The sequence below is a fragment of the Escherichia sp. MR genome (genome assembly GCF_005280595.1).
Lineage (GTDB): Bacteria > Pseudomonadota > Gammaproteobacteria > Enterobacterales > Enterobacteriaceae > Escherichia > Escherichia ruysiae.
The window spans coordinates 1-22,191 of the sequence record NZ_SZVK01000033.1 but is presented as its reverse complement, the minus strand read 5'-3'; the positions used below and the strand labels follow the sequence as shown (position 1 = coordinate 22,191).

At 50.6% G+C, this 22,191-nt stretch carries 21 protein-coding genes and 1 pseudogene; 7 read left to right on the top strand and 15 right to left on the bottom strand.

All coding sequences use genetic code 11. From position 1 onward, the window contains the following. Positions 1-49: 49 nt before the first annotated feature. Positions 50-1,120 (bottom strand): acyltransferase family protein, encoded by a 1,071-nt coding sequence (locus tag FC814_RS14670; protein WP_000810304.1) that lies wholly within the window; start codon positions 1,118-1,120, stop codon positions 50-52. A gap of 263 nt (positions 1,121-1,383) precedes the next feature. On the opposite strand from FC814_RS14670, the gene lolC reads away from it, so the two are divergent. Genes lolC through cobB form a run of 5 tightly spaced genes read left to right on the top strand, consistent with a single transcriptional unit; the run spans position 1,384 to position 6,298 of the window. Continuing rightward, entirely contained in the window at positions 1,384-2,583 is a 1,200-nt protein-coding gene (gene lolC, locus FC814_RS14665) for a lipoprotein-releasing ABC transporter permease subunit LolC (RefSeq protein WP_137326109.1), read from the top strand. Beyond that, the gene (gene lolD, locus FC814_RS14660) at positions 2,576-3,277 is read left to right on the top strand and encodes a lipoprotein-releasing ABC transporter ATP-binding protein LolD (RefSeq protein WP_001033695.1); all 702 of its coding nucleotides are present in this window, start codon (positions 2,576-2,578) and stop codon (positions 3,275-3,277) included. Before lolC ends, lolD begins: the two co-directional genes overlap by 8 nt. Beyond that, a complete protein-coding gene (lolE, locus tag FC814_RS14655; RefSeq protein ID WP_137326101.1) occupies positions 3,277-4,521 on the top strand; it encodes a lipoprotein-releasing ABC transporter permease subunit LolE in 1,245 nt (414 codons plus the stop codon). The genes lolD and lolE overlap by 1 nt, the downstream gene beginning before the upstream one ends. A 28-nt stretch (positions 4,522-4,549) precedes the next feature. After that, on the top strand, positions 4,550-5,461 hold the full coding sequence (gene nagK / locus FC814_RS14650; protein WP_000291315.1) for an N-acetylglucosamine kinase: 912 nt from the start codon (positions 4,550-4,552) through the stop codon (positions 5,459-5,461). A gap of 15 nt (positions 5,462-5,476) precedes the next feature. Further along, entirely contained in the window at positions 5,477-6,298 is an 822-nt protein-coding gene (gene cobB / locus FC814_RS14645; RefSeq protein WP_032225396.1) for a Sir2 family NAD+-dependent deacetylase, read from the top strand. Between the two features lie 163 nt (positions 6,299-6,461). Here cobB and FC814_RS14640 read toward each other — a convergent pair whose 3' ends face one another. From FC814_RS14640 to potA, 5 genes are read right to left on the bottom strand one after another with little or no spacing between them, the layout of a single operon-like run. Then, positions 6,462-6,923 (bottom strand): DUF3592 domain-containing protein, encoded by a 462-nt coding sequence (locus FC814_RS14640; RefSeq protein WP_105289695.1) that lies wholly within the window; start codon positions 6,921-6,923, stop codon positions 6,462-6,464. A gap of 57 nt (positions 6,924-6,980) precedes the next feature. Next, the gene (gene potD / locus FC814_RS14635) at positions 6,981-8,027 is read right to left on the bottom strand and encodes a spermidine/putrescine ABC transporter substrate-binding protein PotD (RefSeq protein ID WP_000759317.1); all 1,047 of its coding nucleotides are present in this window, start codon (positions 8,025-8,027) and stop codon (positions 6,981-6,983) included. Next, positions 8,024-8,818: a spermidine/putrescine ABC transporter permease PotC gene (potC, locus tag FC814_RS14630; RefSeq protein ID WP_000580316.1), complete on the bottom strand. Its 795-nt coding sequence runs from the start codon at positions 8,816-8,818 to the stop codon at positions 8,024-8,026. Before potC ends, potD begins: the two co-directional genes overlap by 4 nt. Next, positions 8,815-9,672, bottom strand: a complete 858-nt coding sequence (gene potB, locus FC814_RS14625; protein WP_000799415.1) for a spermidine/putrescine ABC transporter permease PotB — start codon at positions 9,670-9,672, stop codon at positions 8,815-8,817. Before potB ends, potC begins: the two co-directional genes overlap by 4 nt. Continuing rightward, complete coding sequence (gene potA, locus FC814_RS14620; protein ID WP_000531593.1) at positions 9,656-10,792, bottom strand: spermidine/putrescine ABC transporter ATP-binding protein PotA; 1,137 nt, start codon at positions 10,790-10,792, stop codon at positions 9,656-9,658. Before potA ends, potB begins: the two co-directional genes overlap by 17 nt. A 248-nt stretch (positions 10,793-11,040) precedes the next feature. Between potA and pepT the strand changes: the two genes are divergently transcribed. Continuing rightward, entirely contained in the window at positions 11,041-12,267 is a 1,227-nt protein-coding gene (gene pepT / locus FC814_RS14615; protein ID WP_000359429.1) for a peptidase T, read from the top strand. Between the two features lie 48 nt (positions 12,268-12,315). Here the strand turns inward: pepT and roxA are convergent, their stop codons facing one another. The 8 genes from roxA to rluE all read right to left on the bottom strand — a co-directional run bounded on the left by roxA (position 12,316) and on the right by rluE (position 20,138). Next, positions 12,316-13,437, bottom strand: coding sequence for a [50S ribosomal protein L16]-arginine 3-hydroxylase (roxA, locus tag FC814_RS14610; protein ID WP_137326100.1), 1,122 nt, complete (start codon positions 13,435-13,437; stop codon positions 12,316-12,318). 75 nt (positions 13,438-13,512) lie between these two features. Continuing rightward, the gene (phoQ, locus tag FC814_RS14605; RefSeq protein WP_000735366.1) at positions 13,513-14,973 is read right to left on the bottom strand and encodes a two-component system sensor histidine kinase PhoQ; all 1,461 of its coding nucleotides are present in this window, start codon (positions 14,971-14,973) and stop codon (positions 13,513-13,515) included. Then, entirely contained in the window at positions 14,973-15,644 is a 672-nt protein-coding gene (gene phoP / locus FC814_RS14600) for a two-component system response regulator PhoP (protein WP_001265482.1), read from the bottom strand. The genes phoQ and phoP overlap by 1 nt, the downstream gene beginning before the upstream one ends. A 158-nt stretch (positions 15,645-15,802) precedes the next feature. Beyond that, complete coding sequence (gene purB, locus FC814_RS14595) at positions 15,803-17,173, bottom strand: adenylosuccinate lyase (RefSeq protein ID WP_137326099.1); 1,371 nt, start codon at positions 17,171-17,173, stop codon at positions 15,803-15,805. A gap of 3 nt (positions 17,174-17,176) precedes the next feature. Next, complete coding sequence (hflD, locus tag FC814_RS14590; protein ID WP_001297479.1) at positions 17,177-17,818, bottom strand: high frequency lysogenization protein HflD; 642 nt, start codon at positions 17,816-17,818, stop codon at positions 17,177-17,179. 35 nt (positions 17,819-17,853) lie between these two features. After that, positions 17,854-18,960 carry a tRNA 2-thiouridine(34) synthase MnmA gene (gene mnmA / locus FC814_RS14585; protein ID WP_010345559.1) on the bottom strand — a complete coding sequence of 369 codons (1,107 nt, stop codon included), beginning with the start codon at positions 18,958-18,960 and terminating at the stop codon, positions 17,854-17,856. 53 nt (positions 18,961-19,013) lie between these two features. Next, positions 19,014-19,475 carry a phosphatase NudJ gene (gene nudJ / locus FC814_RS14580; RefSeq protein ID WP_000476081.1) on the bottom strand — a complete coding sequence of 154 codons (462 nt, stop codon included), beginning with the start codon at positions 19,473-19,475 and terminating at the stop codon, positions 19,014-19,016. 9 nt (positions 19,476-19,484) lie between these two features. Then, on the bottom strand, positions 19,485-20,138 hold the full coding sequence (gene rluE / locus FC814_RS14575) for a 23S rRNA pseudouridine(2457) synthase RluE (RefSeq protein WP_001248687.1): 654 nt from the start codon (positions 20,136-20,138) through the stop codon (positions 19,485-19,487). A gap of 170 nt (positions 20,139-20,308) precedes the next feature. Between rluE and icd the strand changes: the two genes are divergently transcribed. After that, positions 20,309-21,559, top strand: a complete 1,251-nt coding sequence (icd, locus tag FC814_RS14570; RefSeq protein WP_000444487.1) for an NADP-dependent isocitrate dehydrogenase — start codon at positions 20,309-20,311, stop codon at positions 21,557-21,559. A 113-nt stretch (positions 21,560-21,672) separates the two neighbouring features. Here icd and FC814_RS14565 read toward each other — a convergent pair. Continuing rightward, positions 21,673-22,116: pseudogene (locus FC814_RS14565) on the bottom strand (tyrosine-type recombinase/integrase); the annotation flags it as partial. Positions 22,117-22,191 lie beyond the last annotated feature (75 nt).

Here is a 22,191-nt window from a genome sequence, read left to right as displayed (position 1 = left end):
GGAATCGACATGGTTTAGCAAATTGAATCGCCCCGGCTGGGGCGATGGCTTAGCGAGAGTAACTGGTTGCAGGCAGAGAAGGCGGGGAGAACAACAGATCGCTGAATGCGCGTTGTGAAATTTTGCGTACCAACAAGCCAGCAACAGTACAAATCAACAAACTGACAAAGGGGTAAACCAGCAGGAGCGTCAGTTCGAGTTGCGGCGACCAGCGTGCTGCGTTCATTTGCGGAATCAGACTCAAGCTGAATATCTCTACCAGAATGCGATGGGTGGTGTAGATGGCAATGGTGTTGGAACCAATCACATTCAGCAGGCTGGAGGAGCGCATACCGAAACGCTGCTCGTACTGATAAAACAGCTTCATGATCACCACAATCGATACCAGCGACAGGAGTAGCGACACGTTAAACAACCAGGCACTGACCGCCAGAACGGCCAGCAGCGAAGACATCAGCAGATGGCGGCGCAACGGTACTTCTTTAACACAGGTCATTAATGTTGCGCCAAACCAAGCGCCAAGGCTGTAATAAGGCAAATTGCGGATCACACTGTTCATTCCCCACCACGGCGTGGGAACGAAATTAACAGCCACACTCATTAGTACAAACAGGGCGAATAATGGCAGCGCCTGGCGGTTAAAAATTTTACACACCACGAAATAGACAATTAAAGCATACAGATACCACAAGCTGGTGCTGGCGGTGATCATCCCGTGCAGGAACTCACCGGTGGAATCGGCATAAGCAGCATTTGAGGCATTGCTGTAATCGCGCTCAGGTGCCAGCCACTGATTCAGTGCGCTCAGCGCCAGCCACTGGACGATACCCCACAGCGCCAGCACCCAGAAGATGCTCCAGATCCGTTTATCGAGACAATTTCCCCACGGCACACTGTCGATATAGCGGCGAATCAAATAGCCGGAGATAAAGAAAAAAACCGGCATACGAAAGGGTGCAAGATAAAGATTGAAATAGATCCAGCATTTGCTCAGGACTTCCGATAACGGATGCTGAAAAGTGGTCATATGCGGATAAAAGGTAATGACCGAGTGATAAACCACCACCAGACAGATGCATAACCCTTTGATCTGGTTAATCCATAGTTCTTTTTGTTTCATCAGAAGAACACGCTCTTTTATTAATTTACCAACAACTGATCCTGCTGGTTATTAACCGAGGTGTAATGGGTATCTGTCTGTATTAGATGATTTTTCAGATTAAGATCAGGCTGCAAGCCTGCTGGTAAAATATGGCAATTTAGCCGATTGATTTATGGATGCTTTTCAGATTAGCCCTGATGATCACTTACAGTTCAGGCGTTTACCCATCCTGCTTTCGCTTATATACTCGTGTCTTTGCTAACAGCAACCAGACGGATTTCATGTACCAACCTGTCGCTCTATTTATTGGCCTGCGTTACATGCGTGGGCGTGCAGCGGATCGCTTCGGTCGTTTCGTCTCCTGGCTTTCTACCATCGGCATTACCCTCGGGGTGATGGCGCTGGTCACAGTATTGTCAGTGATGAACGGCTTTGAGCGCGAGCTGCAAAACAACATCCTTGGCCTGATGCCACAGGCGATCCTCTCTTCGGAGCAGGGCTCTCTTAACCCGCAGAAACTCCCGGAATCGGCAGTCAAACTGGACGGCGTAAATCGCGTCGCGCCTATCACTACTGGTGATGTGGTGCTGCAAAGCGCACGCAGCGTGGCGGTAGGCGTCATGCTAGGTATCGATCCGGCGCAAAAAGATCCGCTAACCCCGTATCTGGTCAATGTGAAGCAAGCCAACCTCGAGCCGGGGAAATATAATGTCATCCTCGGTGAACAGCTTGCCTTACAGTTAGGTGTCAATCGCGGCGACCAAATCCGCGTGATGGTGCCTTCCGCCAGCCAGTTCACGCCGATGGGGCGTATTCCAAGTCAGCGTCTGTTCAATGTGATTGGCACTTTTGCCGCCAACAGTGAAGTCGACGGCTATGAAATGCTGGTGAATATTGAGGATGCCTCGCGTCTGATGCGTTATCCGGCAGGTAATATCACCGGCTGGCGTCTGTGGCTGGATGAGCCGCTGAAAGTGGATTCGTTAAGCCAGCAAAAACTGCCAGAAGGCAGTAAATGGCAGGACTGGCGCGACCGTAAAGGTGAGCTGTTCCAGGCCGTGCGTATGGAAAAAAATATGATGGGTTTGCTGCTGAGCCTGATTGTCGCCGTTGCGGCGTTTAACATTATTACCTCGCTGGGGCTGATGGTGATGGAGAAGCAGGCCGAAGTGGCGATTTTGCAAACGCAAGGTTTAACTCCGCGACAAATCATGATGGTCTTTATGGTACAGGGTGCCAGCGCCGGAATTATTGGTGCGATCCTGGGCGCGGCGCTTGGTGCGCTGCTTGCCAGCCAGTTGAATAATCTGATGCCGATAATCGGCGTCCTGCTTGATGGCGCGGCGCTGCCGGTCGCTATCGAACCTTTACAGGTCATTATTATTGCGCTGGTGGCGATGGCTATCGCGCTGCTTTCTACGCTTTACCCTTCCTGGCGCGCTGCCGCCACTCAACCCGCTGAGGCTTTACGTTATGAATAAGATCCTGTTGCAATGCGACAACCTGTGCAAACGCTATCAGGAAGGCAGTGTGCAAACCGACGTGCTGCACAATGTCAGTTTCAGCGTGGGTGAAGGCGAAATGATGGCTATCGTCGGCAGTTCAGGTTCCGGTAAAAGTACCTTACTGCACCTGCTGGGCGGGCTGGATACGCCAACTTCCGGCGATGTGATTTTTAACGGTCAGCCGATGAGCAAACTGTCGTCGGCGGCAAAAGCAGAACTGCGCAACCAGAAGCTGGGCTTTATTTATCAGTTTCACCACCTGCTACCGGATTTTACCGCCCTGGAAAACGTAGCTATGCCGCTGCTGATTGGCAAGAAAAAGCCCGCTGAAATCAACAGTCGAGCGTTGGAAATGTTAAAAGCGGTGGGGCTGGAGCATCGCGCGAATCACCGTCCATCCGAACTTTCCGGCGGCGAACGTCAGCGTGTGGCGATTGCCCGTGCGCTGGTCAATAACCCGCGTCTGGTACTGGCAGATGAACCTACCGGTAACCTTGACGCACGTAACGCCGATAGCATTTTCCAGTTGCTTGGGGAATTGAATCGCTTGCAGGGCACCGCCTTCCTGGTGGTTACTCACGACCTGCAACTGGCGAAACGTATGAGCCGCCAGTTAGAAATGCGTGATGGTCGTCTGACGGCGGAACTGAGCCTGATGGGGGCGGAGTAATGGCGATGCCTTTATCGTTATTAATTGGTCTGCGTTTTAGTCGCGGACGGCGGCGTGGCGGCATGGTGTCGTTGATCTCCGTCATTTCTACCATTGGCATTGCACTTGGCGTGGCGGTATTGATCGTCGGCTTAAGCGCGATGAACGGCTTTGAACGTGAACTGAATAACCGCATTCTGGCGGTAGTACCGCATGGCGAAATTGAAGCAGTGGATCAGCCGTGGACTAACTGGCAGGAAGCACTGGATAACGTGCAAAAAGTGCCAGGTATTGCCGCTGCTGCGCCGTATATCAATTTCACGGGGCTGGTGGAAAGCGGAGCAAATCTGCGCGCGCTTCAGGTTAAAGGGGTTGATCCGCAACAGGAACAGCGCCTAAGTGCGCTGCCCTCGTTTGTCCAGGGTGATGCCTGGAACAATTTTAAAGCCGGTGAGCAGCAGATTATTATCGGCAAAGGCGTAGCGGATGCGTTAAAAGTGAAGCAGGGCGATTGGGTGTCGATCATGATCCCAAATTCGAATCCCGAGCATAAACTGATGCAGCCAAAACGTGTGCGCTTGCAAATTGCCGGAATTTTGCAGCTGAGCGGTCAACTCGATCACAGTTTTGCCATGATCCCGCTGGCGGATGCCCAACAATATCTTGATATGGGTTCCAGTGTGTCAGGTATTGCCCTTAAAATGACGGATGTATTTAACGCCAACAAACTGGTGCGTGACGCGGGCGGAGTGACCAATAGCTATGTTTATATCAAGAGCTGGATCGGCACTTACGGCTATATGTATCGTGATATCCAGATGATCCGCGCCATTATGTATCTGGCGATGGTACTGGTGATTGGCGTAGCCTGTTTCAACATCGTCTCCACTTTAGTGATGGCGGTAAAAGACAAGAGTGGCGATATCGCAGTATTAAGAACGCTGGGCGCGAAAGACGGTTTAATTCGCGCCATTTTTGTCTGGTATGGATTACTGGCAGGGTTGTTCGGCAGCTTGTGTGGTGTGATTATCGGCGTAGTGGTTTCGCTGCAACTTACTCCGATCATCGAGTGGATTGAAAAGCTGATCGGTCATCAGTTCCTCTCCAGCGATATCTATTTTATTGACTTCCTGCCATCGGAATTGCACTGGCTGGATGTCTTCTACGTACTGGTCACAGCATTGTTGCTGAGTCTTTTGGCAAGTTGGTATCCGGCGCGACGCGCCAGCAATATTGACCCTGCGCGAGTCCTTAGCGGCCAGTAAAGGCAGTACATTAAAACAAGGAGCGGCAATGTATTACGGGTTTGATATTGGTGGAACAAAAATTGCGCTTGGCGTATTTGATAGCAGTCGGCAGTTGCAGTGGGAAAAGCGGGTGCCGACACCGCGTAACAGCTATGACGCATTTTTAGATGCAGTGTGCGAGCTGGTCGTCGAAGCCGATCAGCGTTTTGGCTGTAAAGGTTCTGTCGGCATCGGTATTCCGGGAATGCCGGAAACAGAAGATGGCACGCTGTATGCCGCCAATGTCCCCGCTGCCAGCGGTAAACCGCTGCGTGCCGACCTGAGCGCACGTCTTGAGCGCGATGTGCGACTTGATAATGACGCGAACTGTTTTGCCCTTTCTGAAGCCTGGGATGATGAATTTACCCAATATCCGCTGGTGATGGGGTTAATTCTCGGCACCGGCGTTGGCGGTGGACTGGTGTTTAACGGTAAAGCGGTGACGGGTAAAAGCTATATTACCGGCGAGTTTGGTCATATGCGTCTGCCGGTCGATGCGTTAACCATGATGGGGCTTGATTTCCCATTACGCCGCTGCGGCTGTGGTCAGCATGGCTGCATTGAAAATTATCTGTCTGGTCGCGGTTTTGCGTGGCTGTATCAACACTATTATCATCAACCGTTGCAGGCTCCCGAAATTATTGCGCTTTATGATCAAGGCGATGAGCAGGCAAGGGCGCATGTTGAGCGTTATCTGGATCTATTAGCGGTTTGTCTGGGAAACATCCTGACCATTATTGACCCTGATCTGGTGGTCATTGGCGGTGGTTTATCCAATTTCCCGGCAATCACAACGCAACTGGCGGACAGGCTGCCTCGTCATCTCTTACCTGTAGCTCGTGTTCCGCGCATTGAACGCGCGCGCCACGGTGATGCAGGCGGAATGCGTGGAGCTGCCTTCCTACATCTAACCGATTAAACAACAGAGGTTGCTATGCTGTCGCGTCGGGGTCATCGGTTAAGTCGTTTTCGTAAAAATAAACGCCGCCTGCGCGAGCGTTTACGTCAGCGTATTTTTTTCAGAGATAAAGTGGTGTCGGAAGCAATGGAAAAACCAAGAGTACTCGTACTGACAGGGGCTGGTATTTCTGCGGAATCAGGTATTCGTACCTTTCGCGCCGCAGATGGCCTGTGGGAAGAACATCGTGTTGAAGATGTTGCTACGCCAGAGGGCTTTGATCGCGACCCTGAACTGGTGCAAGCGTTTTATAACGCTCGTCGCCGACAGTTACAGCAGCCAGAAATACAGCCTAACGCCGCGCATCTTGCGCTGGCTAAACTGCAAGATGCCCTCGGCGACCGCTTTTTGCTGGTGACGCAGAATATCGATAACCTGCATGAACGCGCAGGCAATACCAATGTGATTCATATGCATGGAGAATTGCTGAAAGTACGTTGTTCGCAAAGCGGGCAGGTTCTCGACTGGACTGGTGATGTTACGCCAGAAGATAAATGTCATTGCTGCCAGTTTCCGGCTCCGCTGCGCCCGCACGTGGTGTGGTTTGGCGAAATGCCGCTTGGCATGGATGAAATTTATATGGCACTGGCGATGGCGGATATTTTCATTGCCATTGGCACATCCGGGCATGTTTATCCGGCGGCCGGTTTTGTTCATGAAGCAAAATTGCATGGCGCGCACACCGTGGAACTCAATCTTGAGCCGAGCCAGGTTGGTAACGAATTTGCCGAGAAATATTACGGCCCGGCAAGCCAGGTGGTGCCAGAGTTTGTTGAAAAGTTGCTGAAGGGATTATAAATCAGGAGTAATAGCCTGATGCGCTACGCTTATCAGGCCTACGGTAGGGCGCAATTAATTGAATTTGCGGGTTTTGTAGGCCTGATAAGGCGTTAACGCCGCATCCGGCATAATACACGCGCACTTTATCGGCCTCTTTTAACTTTTACTCGTATGAATTTTTTCATGGGCGGGACTTCCTGTTCCTGCGTGATTTTTTAGAGGAGGGGACCATGATTATTAGACCGATACCACCGAAAATAATGCCTGCTATGCCAACAAAGCCCCATTCAAAAAAATTAACCCAGGGATTGTTTATTTCGGCTTCTTCTGGATGCCCTGGCGGATAATAGACATTGACTTTGTCACCTTCGCTATCTTCATAAAAATCACTACCAATATTTGAATTAAAAATTAGCGTGTAATCTGGTGTAGGGCGAAAGGCAACCACTGGATACCAGGAACCATTATCACCGACGTCGTTTGAATGATTGTTGTACCAGACGGCATCAACAATGACCCCTTCGGTATGCATCGCATTTTTGGTATAGGTGAACTGGTTGTAAAATATAACAACAGAAATAACGAGCAGTACCAAACCAATACCGACGAAAGAGCGGGATAAAACGTTACTGTCCTGACTCATATGTCACTTCCTTGCTAAATAAAAAACGGGCGGTAATACCACCGCCCGTTTGCTGAATTAACGTCCTGCTTTCAGCTTCTGATAATACTCTTCATAAATGCTGCTGGCTGCGCCAACGTCATTCTGCCATTCACCATTTTTAATGGTTTCAGCATCCGGGTAGAGCGTTTTATCGTTCGCTACTTCCGGGCTTAACAGCTTACGCGCCGCAAGGTTTGGCGTTGGATAACCGATAGTTTCGGCAACCTGTTTTGCCACATCCGGGCGCAGCAGGAAGTTGATCAATTTCAGCGCGCCTTCTTTGTTTTTGGCATTTGCCGGGATCGCCAGGCTGTCCATCCAGAAAATGCCGCCTTCTTTCGGCCACACCACGTCAATTGGCGTACCCGCCTGGCGCGCAACGAAAGCAGAACCGTTCCAGATCATGCCGAGGTTAACTTCGCCTTCCATGTACGGGTTAGCCGGGTTATCGGAGTTAAACGCTGCGACGTTTGGCATCAGTTTTTTCAGCTCGTTATATGCAGCTTCAATCTCTTTCGGATCGGTGGTGTTACCGGAATAGCCCAGCTTACGCAGCGCCATCTGGAACACTTCACGGGCATCGTCGGTCAGCAGCAGGCTGCCTTTGTACTCAGGCTTCCACAGATCGGCCCAGCTGGTAACGGATTTCGGATCCACCGCATCACCGTTAACGCCAATCGCCGTCGCACCCCAGATATACGGAATGGAGTAGTCGTTATTCGGGTCAAAAGGCTTGTTGAGCATGTCTGGATCGAGATTGCTGAAGTTCGTTAACTTCGACTTGTCGATCTTCTGGATCATCCCTTCTTTACGCATTTTATCGACGTAATAGGTTGAAGGAACCACCAGGTCATAGGCACCGTCTTTGTACGTTTTCAGCTTGGCATACATGGTTTCGTTCGACTCGTAAGTCGAATAGATAACCTTAATACCGGTTTCTTTGGTGAACTGTTCAAGCAGTCCTGGCGGCACGTACTCGGTCCAGTTGTAGAAATACAGCGTGTTGTTGTCATCGGCGTGAGCGGCGCTCATGCCCAGTGCCAGAGCACCCGCCGCGAGCAGGTGGCGTGACCATTTTTTCATTTAACGTCCCCTGTGTTACCTTTCGTTTTATCACGAGCAATAAGCTGGCTGGCAATTACCATTACCAGCGACAGCACCAGTAATATGGTTGCCAGCGCGTTAACTTCCGGCGATACGCCGACTTTGACCATCGAATAAATTTTTAACGGCAGAATTTCATAGCTCGGTCCGGTGACAAACGACGAAACTACCACATCGTCCATCGACAGGGTAAAGCTTAGCACCCAGCCCGCAGCCACAGCTGGCATTGCCAGTGGCAAAATGATTTTCCGTAGAATGGTAAATTCGCTGGCGCCGAGATCTTTCGCCGCTTCCAGCATCCGCACATCAAAACCTTTCAGGCGCGAATACACTGTCACCACCACAAATGGCAGGCAGAAGGTGATATGCGAGAACAGCAGCGACCAGAAGCCAAGCTGAATACCCAGCAGCATAAACAGCACCAGCAGCGAAATCGCCATCACGATATCTGGTGACATCATCACCACAAACAGCATTCCGCTAACGAACGGCTTACCACGAAAGCGATAACGGTACAGTGCAACTGCCGTCAGTGAACCGATAAGCGTAGCAAACGTCGCCGAAAACACCGCCATTGTTAGTGAATGCTGCGCTGCCTGTAACAGGCTGTCGTTGTTCATCAGCAGGCTATACCATTTGGTGGTAAAACCCTGCCAGTTGATGCCAAAGCGCGAGCTGTTAAAGGAGTTCACAATCAAAATAATGATTGGGATATACAGGTACGCGTAGATAGCGGTCATAAAACCGCCGCGAAGCAGTCGACCGATCATTCGAGTTCCACCTTCTTATTCAGCAAACGAGAAGCGCGCCAGTAAACCAGCAACATCAGGCCCATTACGATAGTCAGCGTAATGCTGGTGGCGGCGCCAAACGGCCAGTCGCGAATATTAAGGAACTGAACCTTGATGACGTTACCGATCAGCAGGTTTTTCGCACCACCCATCAGGTCGGATACATAGAACAAGCCCATAGCTGGCAGCATCACCAGCAGACATCCGGCAATAATTCCCGGCATCGTCAGCGGAATAATAATACGGATAAAAGTCTGCAATTTGCTGGCACCGAGATCGCGCGCCGCTTCCAGTAAAGGTTTATCCAGTTTTTCAATACTGGAATAGAGTGGCATCACCATAAACGGCAGCAGAATGTAAACCAGACCGATAATCACCGCGCTGGGGGTGAACATGATGCGAATTGGGGTATCAATAACGCCCAGCCACAGCAGGAACTCGTTGAGATAGCCTTTGGTGCTGAGGAAAATTTTTAGCCCGTAGATACGAATCAGCGAGTTTGTCCAGAACGGAACAATCAGCAGAAACAGCAGCAGCGGTCGCACTTTATGCGGCAGTTTTGCCAGAAACCAGGCAAACGGGTAGCCCAGCACCAGGCAGGCGAGAGTGGCGATCAGCGCCATATTCAGTGAGTGCACGAGCACTTCAAAATAGAGCGGATCGAGCAGACGTGTGTAGTTATCCAGCGTAAAGACCATTTTGACGAAACTCGCGTCGTCGCGGGTCAAAAAGCTGGTGCCAATGATCATCAGGTTGGGCAGAAAGACAAACAACACAAGCCAACCGACGATAGTGACAATCACTACATTCTGGAACTTACTTGTGTTCTTCATCAGCCAGTACGACCTCCCAGCTTTCTACCCAATTAATGGCCATTTTCTGGTCGAGTGAGTGGTCAAAGTCAGGATCGTCTTCGTTGAAGAATTCGCTGACCATCACCATCTTGCCATTTTCCAGTTCGACAACCGACTCCAGCGTCATGCCTTTGTAGTTACGCTCGCGAACGTAACCAATCAGCCCTTCGACGTGGTTATCATCGTTGATTTCGTCAACGCGTAAGTCTTCCGGGCGTAACAGAACATGCAGTTTTTGCCCAGGTTCAACGGCGAAGTTAACGTAGATATTACACTCGCGGCCTTCAACGTTGGCGCGTACGCGTTGCTCGTCGAGACGTTCGATCACCGTGGCGTTAAACATATTGATTTCGCCAATGAATCCGGCAACAAACAGGTTTTTGGGTTCTTCGTAGATTTCACGTGGTGTGCCGTCTTGTTCAATGCGACCATCGCGCATCACCACAATCCGGTCAGACATAGTGAGTGCCTCTTCCTGGTCGTGGGTAACGAAGACGAAAGTAATGCCAAGTTTTCGCTGTAACGCTTTTAACTCGTTCTGCATCTGTTTGCGCAGTTTGTAATCCAGCGCGGAAAGCGATTCATCAAGCAACAACAGACGAGGCTTGTTAACCACTGCGCGGGCAATGGCCACGCGTTGCTGCTGACCGCCAGAGAGTTGATGCGGTTTGCGTTGAGCGAAGGTTTCCAGTTGTACCATCCGCAGGGCTTCCATCACGCGAGGCGTAATTTCAGCAGCGGGGGTTTTTTGCATACGCAACCCAAAGGCCACATTTTCGAATACGGTCATGTGGGGGAATAACGCGTAGCTTTGGAAAACGGTGTTCACATAGCGGTTTTCCGCCGGAACGTGGGTGATGTCCTCGTTATCCAGCATGATGCGCCCGGAATCAACAGTTTCCAGACCCGCAATCAGGCGAAGAACGGTTGTTTTACCGCAGCCAGAAGGGCCAAGCAGCGTGAGGAACTCGCCATTGTTGATAGTCAGATCAAGCTGGGGAATGACTTCTTTACCATCAAAGCATTTGCGAATTCCCGCCAATTGCACCAGCGGTGAAAGCGAACTCGGTTGTTTATTCAATTTTTTACTCTGTCCCATGTAAACGCAACGGATGGCTTACCGATGCGGGGTTTGTGGTTAACCACCTTGGTGACTCTTAATGAGGGCGGTAATTCTACGGCAAACCATCGGAATCGCCAATCCTTGTGTGAATTACTGGCTTAGCTTTATATTGATTAAGGTAATGTTGATAAATATTCCCGCTTGCAGGGGTAAAAGTGACCTGACGCAATATTTGTCTTTTCTTGCTTCTTAATAATGTTGTCACGAAAAGTGAGGGTGACTACATGGATAAACTACTTGAGCGTTTTTTGAACTACGTGTCTCTGGATACCCAATCAAAAGCGGGAGTGAGACAGGTTCCCAGCACGGAAGGTCAGTGGAAGTTATTGCATTTGTTGAAAGATCAGCTCGAAGAGATGGGGCTTATCAATGTGACCTTAAGTGAGAAAGGAACGCTAATGGCGACGTTACCGGCTAACGTTCCTGGCGATATCCCGGCGATTGGTTTTATTTCTCATGTGGATACCTCTCCGGATTGCAGCGGTAAAAATGTAAATCCGCAAATTGTTGAAAACTATCGTGGTGGCGACATCGCGCTGGGTATTGGCGACGAAGTCTTGTCACCAGTGATGTTCCCGGTTCTGCATCAATTGCTGGGGCAGACGCTGATCACCACCGATGGCAAAACGCTATTGGGCGCTGACGATAAAGCCGGTATTGCGGAAATTATGACCGCGCTGGCGGTATTGCAGCAGAAAAACATTCCGCATGGCGATATTCGCGTCGCCTTTACGCCAGATGAAGAAGTGGGGAAAGGGGCGAAACACTTTGATGTTGATGCCTTTGATGCTCGTTGGGCTTACACCGTCGATGGTGGTGGCGTAGGCGAACTGGAGTTTGAAAACTTCAACGCCGCATCGGTGAATATCAAAATTGTCGGTAACAACGTTCACCCTGGCTCGGCAAAAGGCGTGATGGTTAACGCGCTATCGCTGGCTGCACGCATTCATGCAGAAGTTCCGGCGGATGAAAGCCCAGAAACTACCGAAGGTTATGAAGGTTTTTATCACCTGACGAGCATGAAAGGCACCGTTGAGCGCGCCGATATGCACTACATCATTCGTGATTTCGATCGTAAACAGTTTGAAGCGCGTAAACGTAAGATGATGGAGATTGCCAAGAAAGTGGGCAAAGGGCTGCACCCTGATTGCTACATTGAACTGGTGATTGAAGACAGTTACTACAACATGCGCGAGAAAATTGTGGATCATCCACATATTCTCGATATCGCCCAGCAGGCGATGCGCGATTGTGATATTGAACCGGATCTGAAGCCGATCCGTGGCGGCACCGACGGCGCGCAGTTGTCGTTTATGGGATTACCGTGCCCGAACCTGTTCACTGGCGGTTACAACTATCATGGTAAACATGAGTTTGTGACCCTGGAAGGAATGGAAAAAGCGGTGCAGGTGATCGTGCGTATTGCCGAGTTAACGGCGCAACGGAAGTAAGCGAAAAGGGATGCGGCATGTGATGCCGCATCCGGATTACATCCAAACTTACCCTTCGAAGAACCAATACCCGCTATTGACCAGCGCCGCGAGCATCGCGAGGAATGATGGATCTTCCAGCGCATCGCCAAAATTCTCGGCAGTCAGCACAATATTACTGGCGAGCGCATCCAGTGCCGGACGGTGCGGAGAATCGATCTTTTCACCATTGGCGTATACATCATCACCAATGCGCAATACGCGCAGACCACCCAGGCGCACCAGCACATCACCTTGTTTCAGCGCATCGTAGATTTCATCCGGCTGATAAGGCGGCTCTGGCGGCGCGATATCCAGTTCATGACGTGACTGGGAAATAAACTCGCCAAACCATTGCTTAAAGTGTTCCGGCTGGTTGATCAGTTCAAGCATCATCTCACGCAATTTATCCATCTCTTGCGGCAGAACATCAGCCGGATGGGCGCGAGGAGGGATATCCGGATCGCTGTAATAATTACCGCCCAGCTCACGTTGCAGAACATAATCGGCAAAACCGCTGATCAGCTCCCGCGTATTGGGCGCACGAAAACCGACAGAGTAGTTCATCGCATTTTCCAGCGCGTAGCCCTCGTGCGGGAATCCCGGCGGAATATAAAGAATATCGCCAGGCTCCAGCTCTTCATCGATGATGGCTTCGAACGGATCGACCTGTAACAGATCCGGGTGCGGGCAGTGCTGTTTCATTTGCAGCTTTTCGCCCACTCGCCAGCGACGACGACCGGTTCCCTGGATAATAAACACATCGTATTGATCGAGATGCGGGCCGACGCCGCCGCCGGGTACGGAAAATGAGATCATCAGGTCGTCAATGCGCCAGTCCGGCAGTTCACGAAACGGACGCATCAGCGCGGCGGTTGGTTCATGCCAGTGATTTACTGCCTGCACCAGCAATGACCAGTTGGTCTCACCGAGATGATCGTAGCTTTCGAATGGACCGTGGCTGACCTGCCATTTACCATCCTGGTGACTGACCAGCCGACTGTCGACTTCGCTTTCCATCGCCAGACCCGCTAACTCGTCTGGAGAGATTGGGTCAATAAAATTATTAAAGCCGCGTTTAAACACTACCGGACGTTTCTGCCAGTGGCGTTCAAGAAAATCGGGCCAGTTAAGGGTAAGTTGGTATTCCATGTTAAGCATCCACAGGCTGGTATCTGCAACCGATTATAACGGATGCTTAACGTAATGCGTGAAGAAAGGGCATATTTATTCACTCTTTGGCGAAGAATGCTGGCGACCAAAAATCACTTCCATTCGTGCACCGCCGAGCATACTCTCTCCGGCGATGATTTTTCCGTCGTATTGCTCGGTAATTTCACGTGCGACTGCCAGACCGACACCTTGTCCGGGGCGCAAAGTGTCAACACGTTGACCACGGTCGAAGACCACTTCACGCTTGCTTTTCGGGATACCGGGGCCATCATCCTCGACCACAATATAGAGATGATCATCGGTTTGTCTGGCTGAAATTTCGACAAACTCAAGACAGTATTTACAGGCGTTATCCAGTACGTTGCCCATCACTTCGACAAAATCATTCTGCTCACCCACAAAGCTGATTTCTGGCGAGATATCGAGGGAAATATTAACCCCTTTACGCTGATAAACTTTGTTCAGCGCCGAGGTGAGATTGTCCAGCAGTGGGGCGACAGGATGCAATTCGCGGCTAAGTAATGTTCCACCGCGCATACTGGCGCGATGCAGGTAGTAGCCAATTTGTTGCGAGATGCGGCTGATTTGTTCCAGCATTACTGGCTCTGCTTCGCTGACGCTCATCTTCTCACTACGCATGGAACGTAGCGTACTTTGCAGCACCGCCAGCGGTGTTTTCAGACTGTGCGTCAGGTCGGTGAGCGTAGTGCGGTATTTGTCATAACGTTCACGCTCACTTTTTAACAGTCGGTTCAGGTTACGTACCAGGCTGGTAAGTTCCCTCGTGGTGGTAGGGTTGAGTAGTTCCCGGTTGTGCTCTTCCAGTTCGCGGACTTCTTTTGCCAGGGCTTCGATAGGGCGTAAACTCCACCAGGCGGCGACCCATAACAGAGGGATCACTAACAGCAGGTTGGCTGAGAGCACATAGACAAACCAGCTCCACACCATATAGGAACTTTTAAGCTCTACAGGGATGGTATCAACCACCACAATGGTTAACTTTGGCATCTGCGACGTTGCCGGATAGATGTTTACTGCCACCGAGTGAGTCATCTCAGCGTCGTCGTCATCTTCCCGTACTTCCTGCAACTGTTGCTGTATAGAATGATCTTCACTCAGCAAGATGCTGGTATCGTTAACATCCGCTTCTATTTCATGGAAGCCATTAGATTTCAGCCAGTCAGGCTGGATCATTTTCATCAGCCAGGGAACGTCACGCTGCGCCCATAAAAGTTGCCCGTTCTCATCATAGATCAGTGTCATAGTAGGGCTTTGCTTGTCGATATTTTCTGGCAATTCGACATGCAATTTGTTGTTTTCCCACTTCGCGAGGGTATAGAACAGGTTGCTCTCGCCACGTAACAGCCGAAACGTGGTTTTATCGAAACTGACGCTATAACCGATCAGCGCGACCATCCCGTAGGCAAGCGAAAGCACCAGCACTACCGCTGCCGTTGCCAACAGAAAACGAACCCGTAGCGAGAGTGGGGAAAAAATACGCAGTAATTTTTTCATCAGCGCAATTCGAACAGATAGCCCTGGCCGCGAACGGTGGTAATCACTTCTTGCGGATATTGCGTCTGAATTTTCTTACGCAGTCGGCCCATTAATACATCAATGGTATGGCTTTCCCGCAATTCGGCATCCGGATAGAGCTGTAACATCAGCGAATCTTTGCTGACCACTTTGCCGTTATTACGGATTAGCGTTTCCATAATGGTGTATTCAAACGCGGTCAGTTTGATCACTTCGTCGTTAATGGATAATTCACGGCGGGAGAGATCAACCTGAAACGGTGGCAGCGAAATAACCTGTGAAGCCAGACCGCTATTACGCCGCATCAACGCCTGCATACGCGCCATCACCTCTTCAATATGAAACGGTTTGGTCACGTAATCATCAGCACCGGCACTTAAGACTTCGACTTTGTCCTGCCAGCTTTCACGGGCGGTCAATACCAGAATCGGTAGTGAAACATCGTTGCTACGCCAGCGGCGGATCAGCGACAGACCATCTTCATCAGGCAAGCCAAGATCGACAATGGCAATATCCGGTAAATGTTCATTGAGATAATAATCTGCTTCTTTGGCATCTTCTGCGTCATCGACCTGATGACCAGCGTCCTGAATCTGAACTTTAAGATGGTGACGTAACAACGCATTGTCTTCGACAACCAGTACGCGCATTTTTATTTCTCCCTGTCTTAATTATTAAAATAGTGTAACGCGATTATGTATTTATGGGAGTAAACATTAATTAAACCAGCGGGTAGGGGAGGTAACACAGGAAAAGATTCGCTTAAGAAGCAGGCCGGACAGCATCGCCATCCGGCCTTGACAGGGGATTATTTCAGCTCATCAACCATCGTGATGGCACGACCAATATAATTAGCCGGCGTCATCGCTTTCAGGCGCGCTTTCTCTTCTTCTGGCAGCGCCAGAGCGTCGATAAATTGCTTCATGCCTTCGGCGTCAACGCGCTTACCGCGAGTCAGCTCTTTCAGCTTTTCATACGGTTTTTCAATGCCATAGCGACGCATGACTGTCTGGATCGGCTCAGCCAGCACTTCCCAGTTGTGATCCAGTTCATCCAGCAGATGGTCACGGTTCACTTCCAGTTTGCTCACGCCTTTGAGGGTAGACTGGTAAGCAATCAGTGCATAACCAATACCCACGCCGAGGTTACGCAGCACGGTGGAGTCGGTCAGGTCACGCTGCCAGCGGGAAACCGGCAGTTTGCTGGCCAGGTGCTGCAACACTGCGTTGGAAAGCCCCAGGTTCCCTTCGGAGTTTTCGAAGTCGATCGGGTTAACCTTATGCGGCATGGTGGAAGAACCAATCTCACCAGCAATGGTTTTCTGTTTGAAGTGGTTAAGAGCGATATAACCCCAGACGTCACGGTCAAAGTCGATCAGAATAGTGTTAAAGCGCGCAACGCAATCAAACAGTTCGGCAATGTAGTCGTGCGGTTCAATCTGCGTGGTGTACGGGTTCCACTGAATACCCAGCGAGGTGACGAACTCTTCGCTAAACTGATGCCAGTCAACTTCCGGGTAAGCGGCGATGTGGGCGTTATAGTTACCGACCGCGCCGTTGATTTTGCCGAGGATCTCCACCTGGTTAAGTTGGCGGTACTGGCGTTCCATACGGTAGGCAACGTTAGCCATCTCTTTCCCGATGGTTGACGGCGTGGCTGGCTGACCGTGGGTACGGGACAGCAGCGGAATATCGCGGTACTGAATAGCGAGATCTTTAATGCCATCAATCAGTTGACGCCAGTATGGCAGGATCACTTCATCACGCGCGGTTTTCAGCATCAACGCGTGGGAGAGGTTATTGATATCTTCCGAAGTACAGGCAAAGTGAATGAATTCAGATACCGCGTGCAGTTCCGGGATATCTGCCACTTTTTCTTTCAGGAAATACTCAACCGCTTTAACGTCGTGGTTAGTGGTACGCTCGATGGTTTTGATGCGTGCAGCATCTTCTTCGCTGAAATTAGCGACGATTGCATCAAGGTAACCGATTGCGTCGGCAGCAAAAGCAGGAACTTCCTTGATCGCTGCGTGCGCGGCTAGTTTTTGCAGCCAACGTACTTCAACTTGTACACGGAATTTCAGCAAACCATATTCGCTGAAAATCCCGCGCAGCGCGCTGACTTTATCGCCGTAGCGTCCATCGACAGGGGAAACGGCGGTCAGTGAGGATAATTCCATAGATCACAACTCCGGGGTTAAATGAGCAAGAATTTGTTTTGCCTGAGTGGTCAGGCGATTACGAGAAAACATCAGTTGCAGACGTCCACCGCCGACCTGGTGCCAGAGCACGGCGGCGCGAATGCCTGCCAGCAGGGTTGCGCGAACTTTCGCCTGCACCTGCGGGCTTTGCAGTACAGCAGGGGAACCGGTGACCTGAATGCGCGGGCCAAGCGGGCTGATAACATCAACATAGATAGCAGCCATCGCGCTCATCAGCGTTTCGGACTGTAAATCGAAGTGTTCGAGCTGGCGTTGCAGGCCGTTGATCCGGTTGCCCAGAGTGTCGAGCGCACCTTTGGCAGATGAAAGTTTACGCTCAAGCACCATCAGGCTAAGGGTGTAGCGGGTTAACTCAGCGTTCAAACCCTGACGGCTGCTGGCATTGAGCACGCCGAGCAGGGTTTCCAGCCCGACGCGTAGGTTGGCTTCGCTACCGCCAAAAACCGCCAGCGTGGAGCTGGGGTTCATATCAATAATACTGTTGAGTGAAACGTGTAGCGCATCGGCATCACAATGCCCCTGGTGAGCGAGTTGTTGCACCAGGCGAGCCGACTGACAAATACCGGCCAGGGCGAGGGTGATGTCATAGTAATTCTTTGCCACGTTCACTGCTTCCTTGTTTTAAGTAAAGAAAATAATCAGACCGGCAGCGGCAGACGCTGCTCAATAATACCGCCACCGAGGCACACTTCACCGTTGTAGAAGACGGCAGACTGACCCGGAGTCACTGCGGCAACGGGTTCATCGAAAATCACTTCAATGCGATCATCGTCCAGCGCCTTGACGGTGCATGGGATGTCGGTCTGGCGATAGCGGGTTTTCACCGTGCAACGCATAGTGCCGGTGAACGGTTCACGATCGACCCAGTGCAACTGCTGGGCAATCAACCCGACAGACATCAGACGTGGATGCTCATGACCCTGCGCGACAACCAGAATGTTATTCTCAACGTCTTTATCGACGACGTACCACGGTTCTTCGGTGCCATCTTTAGTGCCACCGATACCCAGACCTTTACGCTGACCGAGGGTGTGATACATCAGCCCCTGGTGTTCGCCAATTTCATCGCCATCAACGGTAATGATTTTGCCCGGTTGCGCCGGGAGATAACGCCCCAGGAACTCGCGGAATTTACGTTCGCCAATAAAGCAAATGCCGGTAGAGTCTTTTTTCTTCGCGGTAACCAGACCGAGATCTTCAGCAATCTTACGCACCTGCGGTTTTTCCAGTTCGCCGACCGGGAACAGGCTTTGCGCAATCTGCTCATGGCTAAGCGTGTAAAGGAAGTAGCTCTGGTCTTTGTTGCTGTCCAGACCACGCAGCAGGCGGCTCTTGCCATCGACATCTGCGCGACGAACGTAATGACCGGTAGCGATATAATCGGCACCTAAATCTTCGGCGGCAAATTCGAGGAAGGCTTTAAATTTGATCTCTTTGTTGCACAGAATATCCGGATTCGGCGTGCGACCGGCTTTATATTCGGCAAGAAACAGTTCGAAGACGTTGTCCCAGTATTCAGCAGCAAAGTTGACGGTGTGCAGTTCAATGCCGAGCTTGTCGCAGACAGCCTGGGCATCAGCCAGATCCGCTGCCGCCGTGCAATATTCCTCACCGTCGTCTTCTTCCCAGTTCTTCATAAACAGGCCTTCGACCTGATATCCCTGTTGTTGCAACAGCCAGGCAGAAACAGAGGAATCGACACCGCCGGACATGCCGACGATTACTTTTTTTGCGGTTTCAGACATTGGATCACTCACGACATTGAACTTCAAGGCGGCGTATTCTATCACGCAGCCTTTTAGATGACACCCTTTGTAAAAGGCCAGTTAAAATCGCCAATCATCTCCAGCGGATAGCGTTGCCCGCTTTGATAACAACGAATACTTTCCGCCACCAGCGGCGAACGAAGATTTGACGCCTGTAAAATTTCTTCGGCGCTGACCCAACGGCAGCAGTCGATATCGCTGTCATGAGGCTGGGTCGGGCATATTTGCTCAAGTTCAATGGCAAAGAGGAAACGCAAAAACGGCGTTTTATCTGGCGCAATCCACTGATGCATACGGATGAAATGTTGCGGTTTCGCGCTGATGCCCGTCTCTTCCCACAGCTCACGCGCGGCGGCTTCCACTAAGGTTTCATCTGCTTCCAGATGCCCGGCAGGTTGGTTCCATAACGCTTTACCATTAATCGTCTCTTCAACGACTAAAAATTTGCCTTCTGCGTGCACCACGCAGGCAACGGTAACGTGCGGTTTAAACATTGTGCTTCCTTATTCTGTGGTTTCTCGCCATTCGCCATTAGCAAGATTATCCAGCGTGTAACTCCCCATCGCATAGCGAATCAGTCGCAGTGTGGGGAAACCAACATGGGCGGTCATGCGGCGTACCTGGCGATTACGCCCTTCATATAAGGTGATCTTCAGCCAGCTGGTGGGAATACTTTTTCGTTCACGAATTGGCGGATTACGCGGCCATAACCACTCCGGTTCTTCAGCCAATTCCACGCCAGCGGGCAGGGTAGGGCCATCATTTAAGGTTACGCCATTGCGCAAGGCTTCAAGAGCGTCTTCCGTAGGAATGCCTTCCACCTGCACATAATAGATTTTCCCGGTGCGTTTGCCCGGCTGGGTTAAACGCGCCTGTAACGCGCCATTATTAGTCAGCACCAGTAACCCTTCGCTATCGCGGTCGAGACGACCAGCCGCATAAACGCCCTGAACCGGGATGAATTCTTTTAATGTTTTACGCCCTGCTTCATCGGTGAACTGCGGAAGAACATCATAGGGTTTATTGAACAGGATCACGCGCGTGGGCTGGTTTTCAGGTTTTCGCCTGGTAGAACGTTGCGAGCTGAATCGCTTAACCTGGTGATTTCTAAAAGAAGTTTTTTGCATGGTATTTTCAGAGATTATGAATTGCCGCATTATAGCCTAATAACGCGCATCTTTCATGACGGCAAACAATAGGGTAGTATTGACAAGCCAATTACAAATCATTAACAAAAATTGCTCTAAAGCATCCGTATCGCAGGACGCAAACGCATATGCAACGTGGTGGCAGACGAGCAAACCAGTAGCGCTCGAAGGAGAGGTGAATGGAAAGTAAAGTAGTTGTTCCGGCACAAGGCAAGAAGATCACCCTGCAAAACGGCAAACTCAACGTTCCTGAAAATCCGATTATCCCTTACATCGAAGGTGATGGAATCGGTGTAGATGTAACCCCAGCCATGCTGAAAGTGGTCGACGCCGCAGTCGAGAAAGCCTATAAAGGCGAGCGTAAAATCTCCTGGATGGAAATTTACACCGGTGAAAAATCCACACAGGTTTATGGTCAGGACGTCTGGCTGCCTGCTGAAACCCTTGATCTGATTCGTGAATATCGCGTTGCCATTAAAGGCCCGCTGACCACCCCGGTTGGTGGCGGTATTCGTTCTCTGAACGTAGCCCTGCGCCAGGAACTGGATCTCTACATCTGCCTGCGTCCGGTACGTTACTATCAGGGCACTCCAAGCCCGGTTAAACACCCTGAACTGACCGATATGGTTATCTTCCGTGAAAACTCGGAAGACATTTATGCGGGTATCGAATGGAAAGCTGACTCTGCCGACGCTGAGAAAGTGATTAAATTCCTGCGTGAAGAGATGGGCGTGAAGAAAATCCGCTTCCCGGAACATTGCGGTATCGGCATTAAGCCGTGTTCTGAAGAAGGCACCAAACGTCTGGTTCGTGCCGCGATCGAATACGCAATTGCTAACGATCGTGACTCTGTGACCCTGGTGCACAAAGGCAACATCATGAAGTTCACCGAAGGCGCGTTTAAAGACTGGGGCTACCAGCTGGCGCGTGAAGAATTTGGCGGTGAACTGATCGACGGCGGCCCGTGGCTGAAAGTTAAAAACCCGAATACCGGCAAAGAGATCGTCATTAAAGACGTGATTGCTGATGCATTCCTGCAACAGATCCTGCTGCGTCCGGCTGAATATGATGTTATCGCCTGTATGAACCTGAACGGTGACTACATTTCTGACGCCCTGGCAGCGCAGGTTGGCGGTATCGGTATCGCCCCTGGCGCAAACATCGGTGACGAATGCGCCCTGTTTGAAGCCACCCACGGTACTGCGCCGAAATATGCCGGTCAGGACAAAGTTAACCCGGGCTCTATCATCCTCTCCGCTGAGATGATGCTGCGCCATATGGGTTGGACTGAAGCCGCAGACCTGATTGTTAAAGGTATGGAAGGCGCGATCAACGCGAAGACTGTAACCTATGACTTCGAACGTCTGATGGAAGGCGCTAAACTGCTGAAATGTTCAGAGTTTGGTGATGCGATCATCAAGAACATGTAATTTCTGCATGCGTTAAAAACTGTAACGGGCGTATAACACGCCCGTTGTTTTATGATGATGTAAAATCTTCCCCAAAACTTTCCCCAAAACCCTTCCCCAAAACTGGCTATTTTCTATGCTGTTTTCATATCTACGATAACCCAGTCTTTACCACGATCATCATTGTATCGGTCGGTCATTTTTCTGGATTTATGACCTAACAACTTTTGCGTATCCAGACCCTGTTCCCGATATAACCGTTCTGACAGAGATCGCTGCTCATGAAATGTGGGCGCAGTTCCTTGCTCCCATTTTATGCCACATTTTTCCCTGGCCTTTTTAAAAGCCGTTGTCAGAGTATTTGCAGAAACCTGGTCCCCTCTGTTTGCTTGAGAGGTTGTGTGACGGTAATGGACCAGATATTTACTAACAACAGCATCCCTGCACTGAGATATAACTTCACGAAGGGTAATATTCAGAGCATCGCATTTCAGGTTAAGCGGAATAGCAAGTTTTGAACCGGTTTTTTCCTGAGTAATGTGCAACATGTCGTCCCAGATATCAGAGAATTTCAAATGGCTTTGTTGAATAAATCAGATTTCGGGTAAGTCTCCCCCGTAGCGGGTTGTGTTTTCAGGCAATACGCACGCTTT